The organism is Aerococcus urinae (genome assembly GCF_001543175.1).
Taxonomy (GTDB): Bacteria; Bacillota; Bacilli; order Lactobacillales; family Aerococcaceae; genus Aerococcus; species Aerococcus urinae.
The window spans coordinates 400,178-415,616 of sequence record NZ_CP014161.1; the positions used below are offsets into that span (position 1 = coordinate 400,178).

The following is a 15,439-nucleotide window of genomic DNA, read 5'->3' on the forward strand; positions in this document are numbered from 1 at the left end:
GCCTGTGTTGAATTTCCAAGAAATTAAAGGTAAACTAATCTATACTAATGTTTAAAGTCACAGCTTTTATTTAAGGGTGGTGTGTGGATGAAACGCCGGGATTACAGACAAGCAAAAAAAGCTTATGAAAAAGAAAAACAAAACCAAGCAAAGGGCAAAAGTGAAGCGAATGATCCTTTGTATAACCAAGCAACCACCGAGTTTAATAGTGATGACTTTCGTGACTTAGCTTTTGATGACCAAGAACTCCACGACCAAGATACTAATGAAATTTTCTTTGAAAAACAAAAACGCCGCCAATGGCAATGGTCGTCACCTAACAAGGGAGCTTCCCGTTTCATTGTTTTACTCTTAGCTATCCTAGCGATTATTGTGGCTGTTTTAGTGATGCCCATTTTGGTCAACTTTTTCCGCCAGGTGGTTACTTTTATTTAGTAAGCCAACAACATTAAAATAAATACCAAGCAAAAAGGAGACTGGAATAAATGTTCCAGTCTCCTTTTTTCTCACATCCTTTTCAGTCGAGTTCGAACGCCAGTCTTGAAGTTGCTTCAGAAAATACCAACGCACAGATTCCTGTGCTTATGGTATTTTCCTCCAGCAATTCAAGCCTTTGGCGGCGTTCTCACATCCTTTTATCTAGGGTCAAGGATTTGTGCTTGACGGGGGTAGTGGTTGATGACTTCAGGGCCATCTTCATGGGCGATGACCAAGTCTTCGATTCTGACTGCGGTATTACCGGTTAGATAGATCCCTGGTTCGACGGAGAAGATATTCCCAGCCTGGATAGGGGTCTGGTTGACTTTTGAAACGTCACCTTTTTCGTGGCATTCTCGGCCGATAAAGTGGCCAATCCGGTGGGTAAAGTAAGGACCATAACCGGCTTGGTCGATATGGTTTCGTCCTGCTAGGTCAACTTCGGCCAAGGCTTCTCCCACTTGGGCCGCCTTAATCCCACGAGCTTGGGCTTCTTCAACAATTTGGTGGATTTTTAGGGCTTCCTCAGAGGGCTGGCCATAGTAGACGGTCCGAGTCATATCGGAACAGTAATAGTTATGGCGGCAGCCGATGTCAATCACCACAGAGTCCCCTAATTCTGGTTTAGAGTGATCAGGCACATGGTGGGGGTCGGCTCCATTAGGCCCATAGGCAATAATAGGTTCAAAGCTCAGGCCCTGGTTAGCCCCTTCTTCGACAAAGATTTTCTTCAACTGTTCGCAAGCCTCAATCTCACTATAGCCATAGGGAATGACTTCTTCAATCACGCGCTTCATCGCCCGGTCGGTAATGGCAGAAACTTCACGCATGGTTTCCATTTCTGCTTCTGATTTGATGGCCCGCTGTTGGTCAACGATATCACTAGTCAGTAACCAGTTAAAGGCTGGATAGGCTTCCATCAAGGGCAGTAACCATCCTGCAATCAGGTGTTTATCGACGCCAACTTTTGCACCTTCTGCTAGCTCCTTAAATACCTGGGTTTTTTCAAAGGCTTCGACAATACTATCGCCGTCTTTAATCCAAACTACCTGGCCCTTATCAGGTTCTTCAAAGACAAAGAGTTCATTGGCAATTAAAACCGGCTCTTGGTCAGCCTGGGCGATCATTAACCAGAATCTTTCATTGGGATCAAATTCAATATTATAATAATAAGAAATGGCATAGGGGTCACTAATGATTAAGCGACTAATGCCTTGAGATTTGATATTGTCTTGTAAAATGTCTAAACGTCGGTAGCTATGATTAGTCATTTTTTTCCTCCTTTTGTGCTTGACAATGAGCCCTTAACTAAAGACTTTAAGGTCTGAAAAGAGCCTCCGTTGTCAGACTATTTGGCTTATTATAGCATAAATTAGTCTGGTCTTTACAGGTATTCAAAGTCAGTAAGATGTGCTAAACTGGGAATTAAAAGTAAGCGTTTCAAAAGACCTAGCTTAGCGCTAATTAGGAAGTGAAAATCATGGTAAAAATAGATTATGAACAATATGTTGACGCATTAATAAAAGATATTCAAAACTTAGTCCAAATTCCTTCGGTCAGAAATTTGGACCAGGCCAGTGAAGGGGGCCCTTATGGCCCCGCTATCGCTCAAGCGGTGGAATGGTTAGAGGAAAAGGCCCAGGTAGATGGGTTTCAGACGGAAAACCACCAGGGCCATGTCCTAACCATTGAGCCTAAAAATAATGGTCAAGGTCAGCGGGTGGAAATCGCCTGTCACTTGGATGTAGTTGACGTGGCTGCCGGCTGGGAGGATGACCCTTTCTCCGGTAAAATTGTGGATAACCGTCTTTACGGGCGGGGTAGTGATGACATGAAACGGGCCGACATGCTGGTTTACTATGCTTTAAAGATTATCCGTGACTATCAAATTCCGCTCAAAAATCAATTGGTATGGGTTTACGGGACGGATGAAGAATGTAATATGGATGATATGAAATACTTCCGCCAACTGGCTCCTGAGCCGAGCTTTGCCTTTACCCCTGATGGAAATTTTCCCCTGTCTATTGGGGAAAAGGGGGCGCTCACTTGGACCATTAGCGGGCAATGGCCAGCAGATTCTTTGGTCCATAGCCTAAAGGGCGGAGAAGGAGCTAATGTGGTGGCTTCTTCCTGCCAAATAGCCCTTAAGGCCAATAATCCTGAAGCGGCTGAAGCTTATTGCCAAGCCAAGGGCTGGCCAGCCAAGGTGGTTAGCGACAGCGAATTGGTCGTTATCCAGGTCAAAGGCAAGGCGGCCCATTCTTCGGTACCTGAATTAGGGGCCAATGCCATTGTCCGGGCCTTAGATATTGCAGCTAATGCCTACGGCGACCACTACGCTAGCCAGCTTCTTGACTGCATTGGGTCAAGTGATGGCTCTGGCTTAGGGATTGACTCAGCAACAGAAAAAATGGGGGCCTTAACCTTTAACTTAGGGACCTTAGTCCTTGATGGCAAGGGGACTTACCAGATGGAAGTTGATATCCGCTATCCTGATGCCTGGACCAGTGACCAACTCTATGATCAAGTTAAGACTCATTTTCCAGAAGCTCAGTTTGAGACCACTTTTGATGTGCCGTGGACCTTGGTCGATGCTAAGCGTCCCGCTATTCAAGCCTTACTCAAACAATTTGAAGAGGTCTTCCCCTCAGAAGGCCAAGAACCAGCTGTCAGTGGCGGGGTGACTTACAGTAAATTTATCCCTAATTGTGTGGGCTTTGGGGCAGCTATGGCTGATGATCCGACGGTTGCCCACCAAGCCAATGAATGGATTGATTTAGGTAATTTAGAAGACTTGCTCCGACTCTACACCCAAGTCATTATTGAATTAGGACAAATGGAAGACTTATAAACACGAAATTGAAACTAGAGATAGAAGTTTCTGACTGAATGAATTAGGAAGCCCTAGTAGATCCCTATTCCAAAAGTTAGTTCTACCTTCTCATAAAAAAGGCGACAAATTCTTTCTTCGATTTGTCGTCTTTTTTTAAAGCGGATTGCTGATTTGTCGGACTTGTCGCACTATTTTCTTTATGTTTATTTATAAAAACTTTAAATAATCGTTTATAAGTTATTGCTTTTTTCCTCTTCGAGGCGTATATTTTTGGATAACTTACTTTGAGGAGGTAAAGAAAATGAAGGTAAGAAAATTAGTTATAAGTTTATTGTCCCTTTCAGCTCTTGCTTTAGCGGGCTGTAGTCAAAATAGTAAGGCTAATGAGAAGATCGTTCACCTCACCGAGGCGCAGGAAATCTCCACCCTAGACTCGTCCACGGTTGAAGATACAGGGAGCTCTGCCTATATTGGTCATATGCAAGACCCCTTGTACTGGGAAGATGAAAATAACAAGGTCACTCCGGCTTTGGCTAAGGAAATGCCAGAGAAATCTGAAGATGGTCTAACTTATACTATCAAGATGCGTGACGACGCCAAATGGTCCAACGGAGACCCAATCACTGCTAATGACTTTGTTTATGCGGTCCAACGTCTAGCTAATCCAGAAACCCGGGCATCTTATGCTTACTTGGTGGAAAATTTTGAAAACGCTGAAGAAGTCCTCAAGGGCGACCGTCCAGTGGAAGACTTAGGGGTCAAGGCTTTAGATGATCACACTGTAGAAATCAAGTTGTCCAAGCCAACGCCATATATGGAACACCTGCTTGCCTTCACTAATTTCTCACCATTAAACAAGAAATTCGTGGAAGAAAAAGGCGATGCTTATGGTAGCAATTCCGACAACGTCCTCGCCAGCGGTCCCTTCAAGGTGGAAGACTGGGATGGGACTGGGCTTAACTGGAAATTAGTTAAGAACCCCGACTACTACAACGCTGACAAGGTTAAAATTGATGGTGCTGATGTCCAAGTTATTAAGGAAATCTCTACCCGGGTTAACCTCTTTGAAAATGGTGAGGTTGACAATACAATCTTGTCTGGTGAACTAGTCCGCCAATACAAGGATAATCCTAACCTGAAATTTAAACCTAAGGCCTCAATCTCATACATCGGTGTCAACCACAAGAACCCACTATTGGCTAATAAAGACTTCCGTCTTGCTCTTGACTATGCCTTGGATAATAAGGAATATACTGAACAAATCCTAGCAACCGGCTCGACTCCAATTTCAACCTTTGTGCCTAAAGGCTTAGTTAAGAATCCGGAAACCGGGGAAGACTTAGTCGATGAGGCTAATATCGAACCGAAAGTTGATGTGAAGAAGGCCCAAGAACTTTGGGAAAAAGCTAAAGCCGCTGTCCCACAAGATTCCTATCGCCTACGTATCTTATCTTCTGATGATGAAGGCTCCAAGCGTGTGGGAGAATACTTCCAAGGACAATTAGAAAATAATTTACCTGGCCTCAAAGTAGACTTGATTACTGTCCCTGGTAAGAATCGGATTGCTGCACAAAGATCAGGGGACTTCGACCTGGTCCTCTCTGGATGGTTGGGTGACTATGCCGATGCTTCTAACTTCCTTGACCTCTTTAAGACTGGCAATCCAAATAATGACGGTAAATACTCGAATCCAAAATATGATGAATTGTTAAACAAGGCTGCAAACCAAGATGCTAATGATCCGCAAGCCCGTTACAATGACTTCTTGGAAGCCCAAAAGGTTCTATCTGAAGACGAAGCTGTTATTGTCCTTAACCAAGGGGTAACGGCTGAATTACGGAACCCTCGTGTCCAAGGGGCAACCTACCGTTCCGTTGGTAATGAATTTGACTACCGTACCGCAACGATTGATAATTCAGCCGCTGAAAAATAATCTCAAGTAAATAAGCACAATATTAAGCAGGAGTAGTTTCCCTAACTCTTATTGAGACAGGAGACTGCCCCTGTTTTTGCTTTCACTAATTTTATATAAGAAAATAGGTCAAAAAGTACTGCAATTCCCAGAAAACGCTCACAATGTATCTTTTTGTACTAAAAATTAGTGAAAATGATTGATTTTTCTGACAGTTTAGGGTATATTATCCCATACGAATTATATTTATTTTAGGGGAGGAAAAATATTATTATGAAGTTTAAGAAACTCGCTGTGACGGTCCTAGCTTCTGCAGCCTTAGTACTTAGTGGCTGTGGACAGGGCCAAAGCCAAAACCAGAATGTTATTCGTCGGACTGAATTACAGGAAATGACTACCCTAGACTCTACCCGGGTAGAAGATATTCAAAGTGCTAACTACATTGGTCATATGCAAGATCCTCTATATTGGGAAGATGAAAATAACGAAGTTCATCCGGCTTTAGCCAAGGAAATGCCAGAAAAGTCTGAAGACGGCTTAACTTACACCATTAAGATGCGTGATGACGCTAAATGGTCTAATGGAGACCCTGTCACCGCCCATGACTTTGTCTATGCTGTCCAACGCTTAGCCAATCCAGAAACTGGAGCTACCTATGCTTACTTAGTGGAAAACTTCGAAAATGCGGAAGAAGTGCTAAAAGGTGACCGCCCAGTAGAAGACTTAGGGGTAAAAGCTTTAGACGATTACACCATTGAAATCAAATTATCTCGTCCAACCCCATACATGGAACATTTACTGGCCTTCACGACCTTTTCACCACTTAACCAAAAATATGTGGAAGAAAAAGGTGATGCCTATGGAACTAACTCCGATAATGTCCTAGCCAATGGTCCATTCAAGGTGGAAGACTGGGATGGTACTGGCTTAAATTGGAAATTAGTTAAGAATGATGATTACTACAATGCTGACCAAGTGAAAGTGGACGGCGCTGAAGTCCAAGTCATTAAAGAAGACTCCACCACCGTTAACCTCTTTGAAAATGGGGAAGTGGATAATGCTCTCTTACGTGGTGAATTAGTTCGCCAGTATAGTGACCACCCACACCTGGAATACCGTCCGACTGCTTCAACCTACTACATCGAGTTGAACCAAGAAAATCCATTATTAGCCAATAAAGACTTCCGTGAAGCCTTAAACTATGCCATCGATAATAAGGAATACGCTGAGCAAATTAAAGCAGATGGTTCAGTTCCGCTAAGCACCTTAGTACCTAATGACCTCGTGCATAACCCAGAAACCGGGGAAGATTTCACCAAAGATGCTGCCATTGAACCAAAATATGACCCTGAAAAGGCTAAAGAGCTTTGGGAAAAAGTTCAAAAAGAACTGCCACAAGACTCTTACAGCATCCGTTTACTCTCTTCCGATGACGAAGGATCTAAGCAAGTGGGTGAATATCTCCAAGGTCAAATCCAAAATAACCTCCCTGGCTTAAAAGTTGACTTAATCACCGTGCCAGGTAAGAACCGCATTGCCCAACAAAATGCTGGAGATTTTGATATGGCTATTTCTGGTTGGTTAGCTGACTACGCTGATGCTTCCAACTTCCTTGACCTATTCACCACTGGTCACTCGAATAACCATGGCAACTACTCTAACCCAGCCTATGATCAATTATTAGAAAAAGCCGACAATGAAGATGCGAACGACCCTCAAGCCCGTTACAATGACTTTATTGAAGCGCAACGTCTCTTAGCCGCTGATGAAGCTACCATTGTTTTATCCCAAAAACAAGATGCTGAACTCCGTAACCCACGTGTTCAAGGCATCACCTACCGTCCTGTAGGCAATGAATTTGACATCCGTACAGCGACGATTGATAATTCTGCCAATGAATAATAGCCAATTGGCTAACTCTAACAGGCGCCACTACTTTCGAGTAGGGCGCCTTTTTGTTTTTCTGCTTATAAAGGGTAATCACTTCTTATAAAAGGAAGCTTTTTCAAAAACAGCTGTATTTATTCATTTAAAAAATATTCAAAATAGTTTGACAATTTATCTCTAATAGGGTATTTTATTAGTTAAATAAATTTTTAAGGGGAGATAAATATGAAACTAAAACGTAGTGCTTTGCTCCTTGCCACGGCTGCTAGCCTTTTCTTGGCAGCTTGTAGTGGACAAGAAAGTGCAGGAAACAAGAGTGGAAAAAATTCGACCATTAACTACGCCGTTAATACCGAACTATCGACACTCGATTCTGGGACTGTAATGGATATTAACGCGGCAAACTATATTGGCTTAGTCCAGGAAGGGCTCTATTGGGAAAATGAAAAGAATGAAGTTCAACCAGCCTTAGCCAAGGAAATGCCAGAAAAGTCAGAAGACGGTCTGACTTATACCGTCAAGATGCGTGACGATGCCAAGTGGTCGAACGGGGACCCCGTGACTGCCCATGACTTTGTCTATGCCATTCGTCGCCTGGCTGATCCAAAAACTGGGGCAGCTTATTCTTATCTCTTAGAGAACTTTGTCAATGGCCCAGAAATTGCTGAGGGCAAGAAAGCTCCTGAAGAAATTGGCGTTAAAGCCTTGGATGACCATACCATTGAAATTAACTTGTCCAAACCAACGCCATATTTGGAACACCTCTTATCCTTTGTGCCTTTCTTCCCAACTAACCAAAAATTCGTGGAAGAAAAGGGTGACCGTTATGGTAGTTCAGCCGAAAATTCGATTGCTAGCGGCCCATACAAGATGGTGGAATGGGACGGATCGGGCTTAGAGTGGAAATTGGAAAAGAATCCAGACTACTATAATAAGGACCAAGTCAAAGTGGATAATATTGACGTCCAAGTCATGAAAGAAGTCTCAACGAACGTTAACCTCTTTGATTCTAAAAAAGTCGACAACTCACTATTGACCGGTGAAACTGTTAAACAATTTGCTGACCATCCGAACGCTGTTCAACAAGAGAAAGCTCGGACCCGTTACTTACAACTTAACTATGAGAACAAGGTCTTAGCTAACCGCAACTTCCGTCAAGCTGTTGACTATGCGATCGACAATGATGAATTGACCCAACAAATTATTGGGGACGGTTCTAAGGGACTTTCAACCTTTGTGCCAGAAAACTTTGTCGCTAATCCTGAAACCGGGGAAGACTTCGTCAGTGAATACGGTAATGAAAAATTTGCGGATAAGAGCAAGGCCAAAGAACATTGGGAAAAGGCTAAGTCTGAACTCGGTCAAGACCAAGTGACTATCCGCTTACTGGCTGATGATGATGAGAAGTCCAAGAAGGAATCCCAATATATCCAAGGGCAAATTGAAGAAAATATGCCAGGAGTTAAGGTAGAAATTACTAACGTGCCTAAGAAGAACCGAATGAGTCAAGTGGCTGAAGGAAACTTTGATCTTGTTATCACCGGTTGGGGAGCTGACTATGCGGATGCAAGCAACTTCTATGACCTTTTCAAATCTGATAATTTCTACAATCAAGGGCACTATAAGAATCCTGAATACGATAAGGTCGTAGAGAGAGCAGGCAACCAAGATGCTAACGATCCTAAAACACGTTGGGAAGACTTTAAAGAAGCTCAAAAGATTCTCTCTGATGACAAAGCGGTCTTGGTTCTCTATCAAGAGGTAGAAACCCAATTACGTAATCCAAATCTTAAAGGCATTACTTTCCGCCCAGTTAACCTCGAATATGACTTCAGAACCGCTTACTTTGAATAAGCAATCTGAGTTTAAATAATGAAGCATAGATATCCTTCATCGAATCAAGCTTGATCTATAAAATTGAAGGATGAATGAGGCAAAATTAAAAAGAGGCTCTAGCAAGCCTCTTTTGTCTTTGTTAGAATATATCACGTAAGGAATACTATGATAAGATTTCTATACACTCAAACAGATTAAAGGCTACTTTTAAGCCATAAAAAGTAGATGCAATTCTCTAAAATAAGTAGTATAGTAATAGGAATACAAGTGATAAAACTAGGAAAAAACTTCCTATGGCTAGACCTTTGCGGTACCAAGGTCCGATGTGAGTCGACAGATAGTTTTCTTTGTCAGAATCTTCTGTGCTGACTGGAGATGGATCGGGAGCTGCCTTCCACAGCCTCGGGCCATATTTCTTCCACATGGATTGAAACGTATCAAAGGTACCGGCTTTTAATATCCAACCAGCAAGGGAGGGAATCAAAAAACAAGCGGAAAGTATAAAGTAACTGTCACTTAAGCGTCTGGCCCATGGATAGCTGGACTCAATCAGTAATTGAAGGAGTGGCAAGATACTTAATATACTGACCAAAAGAAGGCCTTTATTTTTTTTCATAGTTGATATCATTCCTTATATTGTGATTTTCAATGTTATTAAATTTACCATAAATTAGGAGGTGGCGCAATTTATGAAATCATATGGCAAGTTTCTATTAAGAAGAATATTCTTTATGGTTTTGACCTTATTTCTAATTGCAACGATCACATTTTTCTTAATGAAGCTCTTACCGGGAACGCCTTATACTAATGAAGATAAGCTTTCTCCTGAGCAGATTTATATTATGAATGAACGTTATGGCTTAAACGACCCAGTATTTGTGCAATATATTCGCTATATTTTAGGAATGCTGAAGGGCGACTTTGGGGTGTCATTCCAATTTAATAATACCCCTGTGTCTGAATTATTAGGCGCTCGGATTTGGCCTTCCATCCAATTAGGGGCCCAAGCCTTACTGGTAGGGACCGTGATTGGGACTATTTTTGGGGTTATTTCAGCCATGTATCGGAATACTTGGATTGATTCCGGACTAACCTTTCTCTCGATCCTAGGGCAATCGATCCCTAACTTTGTTTTCGCCGTCCTCTTACAGCTGATTTTTGCTGTTAAGCTGGGCTGGTTCCCGATTGCTCTATGGGATAGCGGCTTGTGGTCCTCAGTCTTACCGACCATTGCGCTTTCGATTTCGCCATTGGCCAACTCAGCGCGTTTTGTGCGTACTGAGATGGTGGATGTCTTGAATTCTGACTATATCGAATTAGCTCGGGCTAAGGGACTTAGTCAAACCAAGGTGGCCTTTAAACATGGGGTACGGAATGCCTTGATTCCTTTGGTAACCATCCTCGGGCCTCTGTCTGTGGCCTTGATGACTGGTTCCATGGTGGTGGAGAATATCTTTGCTATCCCAGGGATTGGGGAACAATTTGTTAAATCCATTACCACTAATGACTACCCAACCATTATGGGTGTGACCATGTTCTACTCAACCGCCTTGGTGGTTATCCTATTAATTGTTGATATCCTATACGGAATCATTGACCCACGTATCCGTGTAAGTACTGAAGGAGGGCGTTAAGAATGGCTGAAAATACCAAAGCTTATCCTAAAATGAGTAAAGAAAGCTTCCGCCCGGTTAACCATGAGGATTATTTATCCGCTGAAACTATCTCAGCTCCATCCTTGAGTTTTATTCAAGATGCATGGCGGCGCTTAAAGAAGAATAAGGCGGCGGTTGTTTCTTTAGTTATTTTAATTATTGTCGCTATTATTGCCTTATTAGCTCCGGTTTTAGCTCCTCATGACTATGCTGCCCAAAATGCCCAATTTGCCAACTTACCTCCTAAGATTCCAGGCTTGGAAGCCTTGTCCTGGTTCGATGGTAAAACAAAAGTGGCTGGCGCAGCGGTTGATGCTTATGCTAAGGCTGGTGTTCCTGATGGTCAATACTTCTACCTAGGAACGGATGCTTTAGGACGTGACTTGTTATCGCGGATTCTCTACGGGACTCGCGTTTCCCTCTTTATCGGGGTGGTTGCCGCACTCTTGAACCTCTTAATTGGGGTGCCTTACGGGATTGTTTCCGGTTGGATGGGCGGCAAGGTCGACAACTTGATGCAACGTATTCTAGAAGTAATGTCTGGGGTGCCTAACTTAGTGGTAGTTATCCTCTTATTACTGGTCTTACGTCCAGGGATCTCATCCATTATTATTTCCCTAGCCTTGACCGAGTGGATTACCATGGCACGTTTAGTCCGGGCAGAAACCCTGAAGATTAAAACCAGTGAATATGTTTTAGCGGCACGGAGTCTAGGAGAATCTCCTTTCAAGATTGCCCTCAAGCATATTCTGCCTAATATTGCTGGGGTGGTTATTATTCAAACCATCTTCTCCATTCCTTCAGCCATCTTCTTTGAAGCCTTCTTGAGCTTTATTGGTTTAGGGATTCCAGCCCCTCAAGCATCCTTAGGGACACTGATTAACGATGGTTATAAGACCTTCCGCTTCCTACCTCACTTGATGTGGTATCCAGCGGGTGTCCTCTGTATCGTTATGATTTCATTTAATATGCTAGCAAACGGATTAAGAGATGCACTTGATCCAAAAACAACGGATTAGGAGGCGAGCAAATGAGTGAAAATGTACTAGAAGTAAAAGATCTAGAAATTGGTTTCGATACCTTTGCTGGTCAAGTCCAAGCCATTCGCGGGGTAAGTTTTGAATTGAAAAAAGGCGAAACTCTAGCCATTGTTGGTGAATCGGGCTCAGGAAAATCCGTAACGGTTAGAACAGTGATGCGTCTCTTAGCCAACAATGCCGTGGTTAACGGCGGTGAGGTCAATTTCAGAAATGAAAACTTACTGGAAAAAACTGACAAAGAAATGCAGGCGATTCGTGGAGAAGACATTGCCATGATCTTCCAAGATCCGATGACTTCCCTAAACCCAGTTATGCGGATTGGTGACCAAGTGGCCGAGCCGATCCGCCTCCACCAAAATGCGTCTAAGGAAGAAGCTAACAAGCGGGCCTTGGAACTCTTAGAGCAAGTGGGAATTCCTAATGCCAAGGACCGGATGCGCGATTACCCCCACCAATTCTCTGGCGGACAACGGCAAAGAATTGTTATTGCTATTGCCCTAGCTTGTCGGCCTGAAATTCTGATCGCTGATGAACCAACTACCGCTCTGGATGTGACCATTCAAGCTCAAATCCTAGAATTGATGAAGGAACTCCAAACCACCTCAAGCACATCAATTATCTTCATTACCCACGACTTGGGTGTGGTGGCTAATGTAGCTGACCGGGTAGCGGTGATGTATGCTGGGAAGATTGTGGAATATGGAACGGTTGATGAGATTTTCTATAATCCTCAACATCCTTATACTTGGGGCTTAATTACCTCCATGCCAACCCTAGATACGGAGGGTAAGCTACTTTCTATCCCTGGGACCCCACCGGACTTATTAGATCCACCTAAGGGAGACGCCTTTGCCTTGCGGAGTGACTACGCTATGGCTATCGACTATGAAGAACAACCGCCAATGTTCCAAGTTTCTAATACCCACTTTGCGGCTACTTGGTTACTTCATCCCGATTGCCCAGCAGTGACGGTTCCTGAAGAAATCAGTTCTCGCTTTGAAACCTATCAACAATTAGTGGCAGAGGGACTAGTAGAAGAAAATGGTACCAGCACAGGCGTACTTGACCAAGCCCATAAGCAAGCCGCACAAAAGGAGGTCGCCCATGACTAAGCAAGAAAAACCTCTCTTAGAAGTTCATCACTTAAAACAATATTTTAATGTGGGGCAAAAGAATGAAGTGCGTGGTGTCGATGACATTTCCTTCGACATTTATGAAGGGGAAACATTTGGTCTGGTTGGCGAATCAGGTTCTGGTAAGACCACAACTGGGCGGGCCATCATGCGCCTATATCAGCCAACTGACGGGGAAATTCTCTTTGAAGGCAAGGATATTGCGGCCATTAAGAAGCGCCAAGATGAATTAGCCTTTAGAAAAGACATTCAAATGATCTTCCAAGATCCCTATGCTTCCTTGAATCCGCGGATGAAGGTTGAAGACATCATTGCTGAGGGGTTAGAAATTCACAAGATCTGTAATAGTGAAGCGGAAGCCAAGGAAAGAGTCAAGCAATTACTTGAGGTGGTTGGTTTGAAGCCTGACCATGCTTCTCGTTATCCTCACGAATTTTCTGGGGGGCAACGACAACGGATCGGTATTGCCCGTGCCCTAGCGGTTAACCCTAAAATGATTATTGCTGACGAACCGATTTCAGCCTTGGACGTTTCGATTCAGGCCCAAGTGGTCAACTTGATGCAACGCTTGCAAAAAGAGTTTAACTTGACCTATCTCTTTATTGCCCATGACTTGTCCATGGTGAAATATATCTCTAACCGGATAGGGGTTATGTACCGAGGAAAGTTAGTCGAGTTAGCAGATTCTGATGAACTCTACTACCATGCCCTACACCCTTATACCAAGAGTCTATTATCAGCCGTGCCGCAACCGGATCCTATTCATGAACGTAACCGGAAACGGATCCCATATGACCACGCGGACTTTACCGGCAATGAAAGCATGCATGAAATTGTCCCAGGACACTACGTTTACTGTAGCCCTGAAGAAGCTGAACAATATAAAGCGAATTATAAATAATGTAAAACAAGAAAAAGCTGCAGAGGCAAAGGCTTCTGCAGCTTTTTTGTGGAGATTTTTCTAAGGCTTCTGAACAAAAAAACTCCGTCATGGTTATGGCGAAGTTTTAGCGATTACTGTTTTAATCTTCTTGGTTCCGTTGTAGGTAGCTTTGGAATAGAAGTCCAGCAATTAAGATAATGTACCAGAGAATTTTACGGTTGCGGGCTTTTTGTGCTTTAGTAACTGCCATTATTTTTCCTCCTTTATGACCCAGGTCAGACTTTTCTTGATTATACCATAAAGAAGATCTGACTTTAATGAATAAGCAGAGTCGGTCTATTCTCTAAAAAGGGAAAAGTTTCGTTTTTTCTTAAAAAAGCGCTCAAAAATAAATATCCCTTAAAACTATGATAGAATAAAGTTTCTGAAAGAATAACACTAAAAACAATAAATTAAATCGAGGGACTGCTAGTATGAAAATTGGTATTGATAAGTATAATTTCTATATTCCAAAGCAATATATTGAAATGCGGGACTTGGCTGAGGCGCGCCAAACGGACCCCAATAAGTATCTGCTGGGTTTAGGCCAAGACCAGCAAGCCTTTGCCCCTTTGTCTCAAGATACGGTTTCTATGGCTGCTAATGCTGCGGCAGCCATTCTGACCGACCAAGACAAGGAGGCTATCGATTTAGTGATTCTTGCCACTGAATCGGGGATTGACCAATCCAAGGCTGGGGCCATCTATATCCACCACTTATTAGGCATCAATCCCAAAGCGCGTTGTATCGAAGTTAAAGAAGCATGTTATGGGGGGACCTTTGCCCTACAGACTGCCGTCAACCATATCGCTAAACGCCCCCAAGCCAAGGCCCTGGTTCTCACCAGTGATATTGCCCGCTACGGCTTAAACACTGCAGGGGAAGCCACTCAAGGCGCTGGGGCAGTGGCCTTATTAATTACTGCCAATCCTAGGATCCTTAGTGTCAATGACGATGCGACTTATTATACCATTGATGTCATGGATTTCTGGCGGCCTAATTATTCGCGCTTGGCCCATGTGGATGGACACTATTCCAATGACCAATACCTTAATGCCCTAGACCAAGTTTGGGCTGACCACCAGGCACTTTCCGGCCACCAGCTGGATGACTTTGCTGCTTTCTGCTTCCACCTGCCTTACACCAAACTAGGCTTAAAAGGTTTAAAACACCTCACCCAAAAGGCTAAGGATGAACCACTAGAAGAGTGGGAGGAATCCTTTGAAGCCAGTCGGGCCTATAATCGCCGGGTAGGAAATATTTACACAGGGTCCTTATACCTCAGTTTGATTAGTTTATTGGAAAACGATACTTCTTTGCAAGCAGGTGACCTCATTGGCCTGTATAGTTACGGTTCGGGAGCGATGGCCGAATTTTTCTCCATGAACCTTGAAGCTAATTACCAAGATTACCTAGAAGGGGACAAACACCGCCGACAATTTGCTGAGCGACAAAAACTTTCCATTCCTGAATATGAAGCCCTCTTTCAAGAAGACCTCCTTAGTGACGGTAGTCAGCAAAGCATCCCAGCCCACGGCGACCAAGATGACTACCGACTACTCGGCCTAAAAGACCATAAACGTATTTATGGTAAATAAGGAAGAGTGCGACAAAAGTCAAAAGAGCCCTGAACCGCTTCGCATACTATATCTGTAACTCGCTTGCGCTTCGAACAGCTATAGCAACTGGAACTAAAGGAAGAAAGAATTCTCAAAGAGAATTCGTCGATCTTTAGTGAAGTGGA

General features: G+C 43.3%; 12 protein-coding genes. 10 read left to right on the top strand and 2 right to left on the bottom strand.

The features are described from left to right. Window positions 1-87 precede the first annotated feature (87 nt). Window positions 88-435 carry a hypothetical protein gene (locus AWM73_RS01800; protein WP_060777818.1) on the top strand — a complete coding sequence of 116 codons (348 nt, stop codon included), beginning with the start codon at window positions 88-90 and terminating at the stop codon, window positions 433-435. Between the two features lie 200 nt (window positions 436-635). Here the strand turns inward: AWM73_RS01800 and AWM73_RS01805 are convergent, their stop codons facing one another. Beyond that, the gene (locus AWM73_RS01805; RefSeq protein ID WP_060777819.1) at window positions 636-1,748 is read right to left on the bottom strand and encodes a M24 family metallopeptidase; all 1,113 of its coding nucleotides are present in this window, start codon (window positions 1,746-1,748) and stop codon (window positions 636-638) included. A 209-nt stretch (window positions 1,749-1,957) separates the two neighbouring features. Here AWM73_RS01805 and AWM73_RS01810 point away from each other — a divergent pair, with 209 nt between their 5' ends. The 4 genes from AWM73_RS01810 to AWM73_RS01825 all read left to right on the top strand — a co-directional run bounded on the left by AWM73_RS01810 (window position 1,958) and on the right by AWM73_RS01825 (window position 8,963). Next, window positions 1,958-3,328 carry a Sapep family Mn(2+)-dependent dipeptidase gene (locus tag AWM73_RS01810; RefSeq protein WP_060777820.1) on the top strand — a complete coding sequence of 457 codons (1,371 nt, stop codon included), beginning with the start codon at window positions 1,958-1,960 and terminating at the stop codon, window positions 3,326-3,328. 283 nt (window positions 3,329-3,611) lie between these two features. Then, window positions 3,612-5,243, top strand: coding sequence for a peptide ABC transporter substrate-binding protein (locus AWM73_RS01815; protein ID WP_060777821.1), 1,632 nt, complete (start codon window positions 3,612-3,614; stop codon window positions 5,241-5,243). Between the two features lie 252 nt (window positions 5,244-5,495). Beyond that, on the top strand, window positions 5,496-7,124 hold the full coding sequence (locus AWM73_RS01820; protein WP_060777822.1) for a peptide ABC transporter substrate-binding protein: 1,629 nt from the start codon (window positions 5,496-5,498) through the stop codon (window positions 7,122-7,124). A 210-nt stretch (window positions 7,125-7,334) separates the two neighbouring features. Next, a complete protein-coding gene (locus AWM73_RS01825; protein ID WP_060777823.1) occupies window positions 7,335-8,963 on the top strand; it encodes a peptide ABC transporter substrate-binding protein in 1,629 nt (542 codons plus the stop codon). 217 nt (window positions 8,964-9,180) lie between these two features. On the opposite strand, the gene AWM73_RS01830 is transcribed toward AWM73_RS01825, so the two are convergent. Then, a complete protein-coding gene (locus tag AWM73_RS01830; protein WP_082702826.1) occupies window positions 9,181-9,573 on the bottom strand; it encodes a DUF3899 domain-containing protein in 393 nt (130 codons plus the stop codon). A 61-nt stretch (window positions 9,574-9,634) separates the two neighbouring features. Here AWM73_RS01830 and opp3b point away from each other — a divergent pair, with 61 nt between their 5' ends. The 5 genes from opp3b (at window position 9,635) to AWM73_RS01855 (ending at window position 15,293) form a co-directional block, all read left to right on the top strand. Then, window positions 9,635-10,579, top strand: coding sequence for an oligopeptide ABC transporter permease (gene opp3b / locus AWM73_RS01835; RefSeq protein ID WP_013669345.1), 945 nt, complete (start codon window positions 9,635-9,637; stop codon window positions 10,577-10,579). Between the two features lie 2 nt (window positions 10,580-10,581). Then, window positions 10,582-11,619 carry an oligopeptide ABC transporter permease gene (gene opp3C / locus AWM73_RS01840; RefSeq protein ID WP_060777825.1) on the top strand — a complete coding sequence of 346 codons (1,038 nt, stop codon included), beginning with the start codon at window positions 10,582-10,584 and terminating at the stop codon, window positions 11,617-11,619. 11 nt (window positions 11,620-11,630) lie between these two features. Further along, complete coding sequence (locus AWM73_RS01845) at window positions 11,631-12,752, top strand: ABC transporter ATP-binding protein (protein WP_060777826.1); 1,122 nt, start codon at window positions 11,631-11,633, stop codon at window positions 12,750-12,752. Next, window positions 12,745-13,674: an ABC transporter ATP-binding protein gene (locus AWM73_RS01850; protein WP_060777827.1), complete on the top strand. Its 930-nt coding sequence runs from the start codon at window positions 12,745-12,747 to the stop codon at window positions 13,672-13,674. Before AWM73_RS01845 ends, AWM73_RS01850 begins: the two co-directional genes overlap by 8 nt. 455 nt (window positions 13,675-14,129) lie before the next feature. Next, a complete protein-coding gene (locus AWM73_RS01855; RefSeq protein ID WP_060777828.1) occupies window positions 14,130-15,293 on the top strand; it encodes a hydroxymethylglutaryl-CoA synthase in 1,164 nt (387 codons plus the stop codon). Window positions 15,294-15,439 lie beyond the last annotated feature (146 nt).

Bases quoted from the DNA above. Each gene is read 5' to 3' on its own strand.
- opp3b (WP_013669345.1), top strand. From the start codon at position 9,635: ATGAAATCATATGGCAAGTTTCTATTAAGAAGAATATTCTTTATGGTT.
- AWM73_RS01805 (WP_060777819.1), bottom strand. From the start codon at position 1,748: ATGACTAATCATAGCTACCGACGTTTAGACATTTTACAAGACAATATC.
- AWM73_RS01820 (WP_060777822.1), top strand. From the start codon at position 5,496: ATGAAGTTTAAGAAACTCGCTGTGACGGTCCTAGCTTCTGCAGCCTTA.
- AWM73_RS01845 (WP_060777826.1), top strand. From the start codon at position 11,631: ATGAGTGAAAATGTACTAGAAGTAAAAGATCTAGAAATTGGTTTCGAT.
- AWM73_RS01810 (WP_060777820.1), top strand. From the start codon at position 1,958: ATGGTAAAAATAGATTATGAACAATATGTTGACGCATTAATAAAAGAT.
- AWM73_RS01850 (WP_060777827.1), top strand. From the start codon at position 12,745: ATGACTAAGCAAGAAAAACCTCTCTTAGAAGTTCATCACTTAAAACAA.
- AWM73_RS01800 (WP_060777818.1), top strand. From the start codon at position 88: ATGAAACGCCGGGATTACAGACAAGCAAAAAAAGCTTATGAAAAAGAA.
- AWM73_RS01855 (WP_060777828.1), top strand. From the start codon at position 14,130: ATGAAAATTGGTATTGATAAGTATAATTTCTATATTCCAAAGCAATAT.
- AWM73_RS01815 (WP_060777821.1), top strand. From the start codon at position 3,612: ATGAAGGTAAGAAAATTAGTTATAAGTTTATTGTCCCTTTCAGCTCTT.
- AWM73_RS01830 (WP_082702826.1), bottom strand. From the start codon at position 9,573: ATGATATCAACTATGAAAAAAAATAAAGGCCTTCTTTTGGTCAGTATA.
- opp3C (WP_060777825.1), top strand. From the start codon at position 10,582: ATGGCTGAAAATACCAAAGCTTATCCTAAAATGAGTAAAGAAAGCTTC.
- AWM73_RS01825 (WP_060777823.1), top strand. From the start codon at position 7,335: ATGAAACTAAAACGTAGTGCTTTGCTCCTTGCCACGGCTGCTAGCCTT.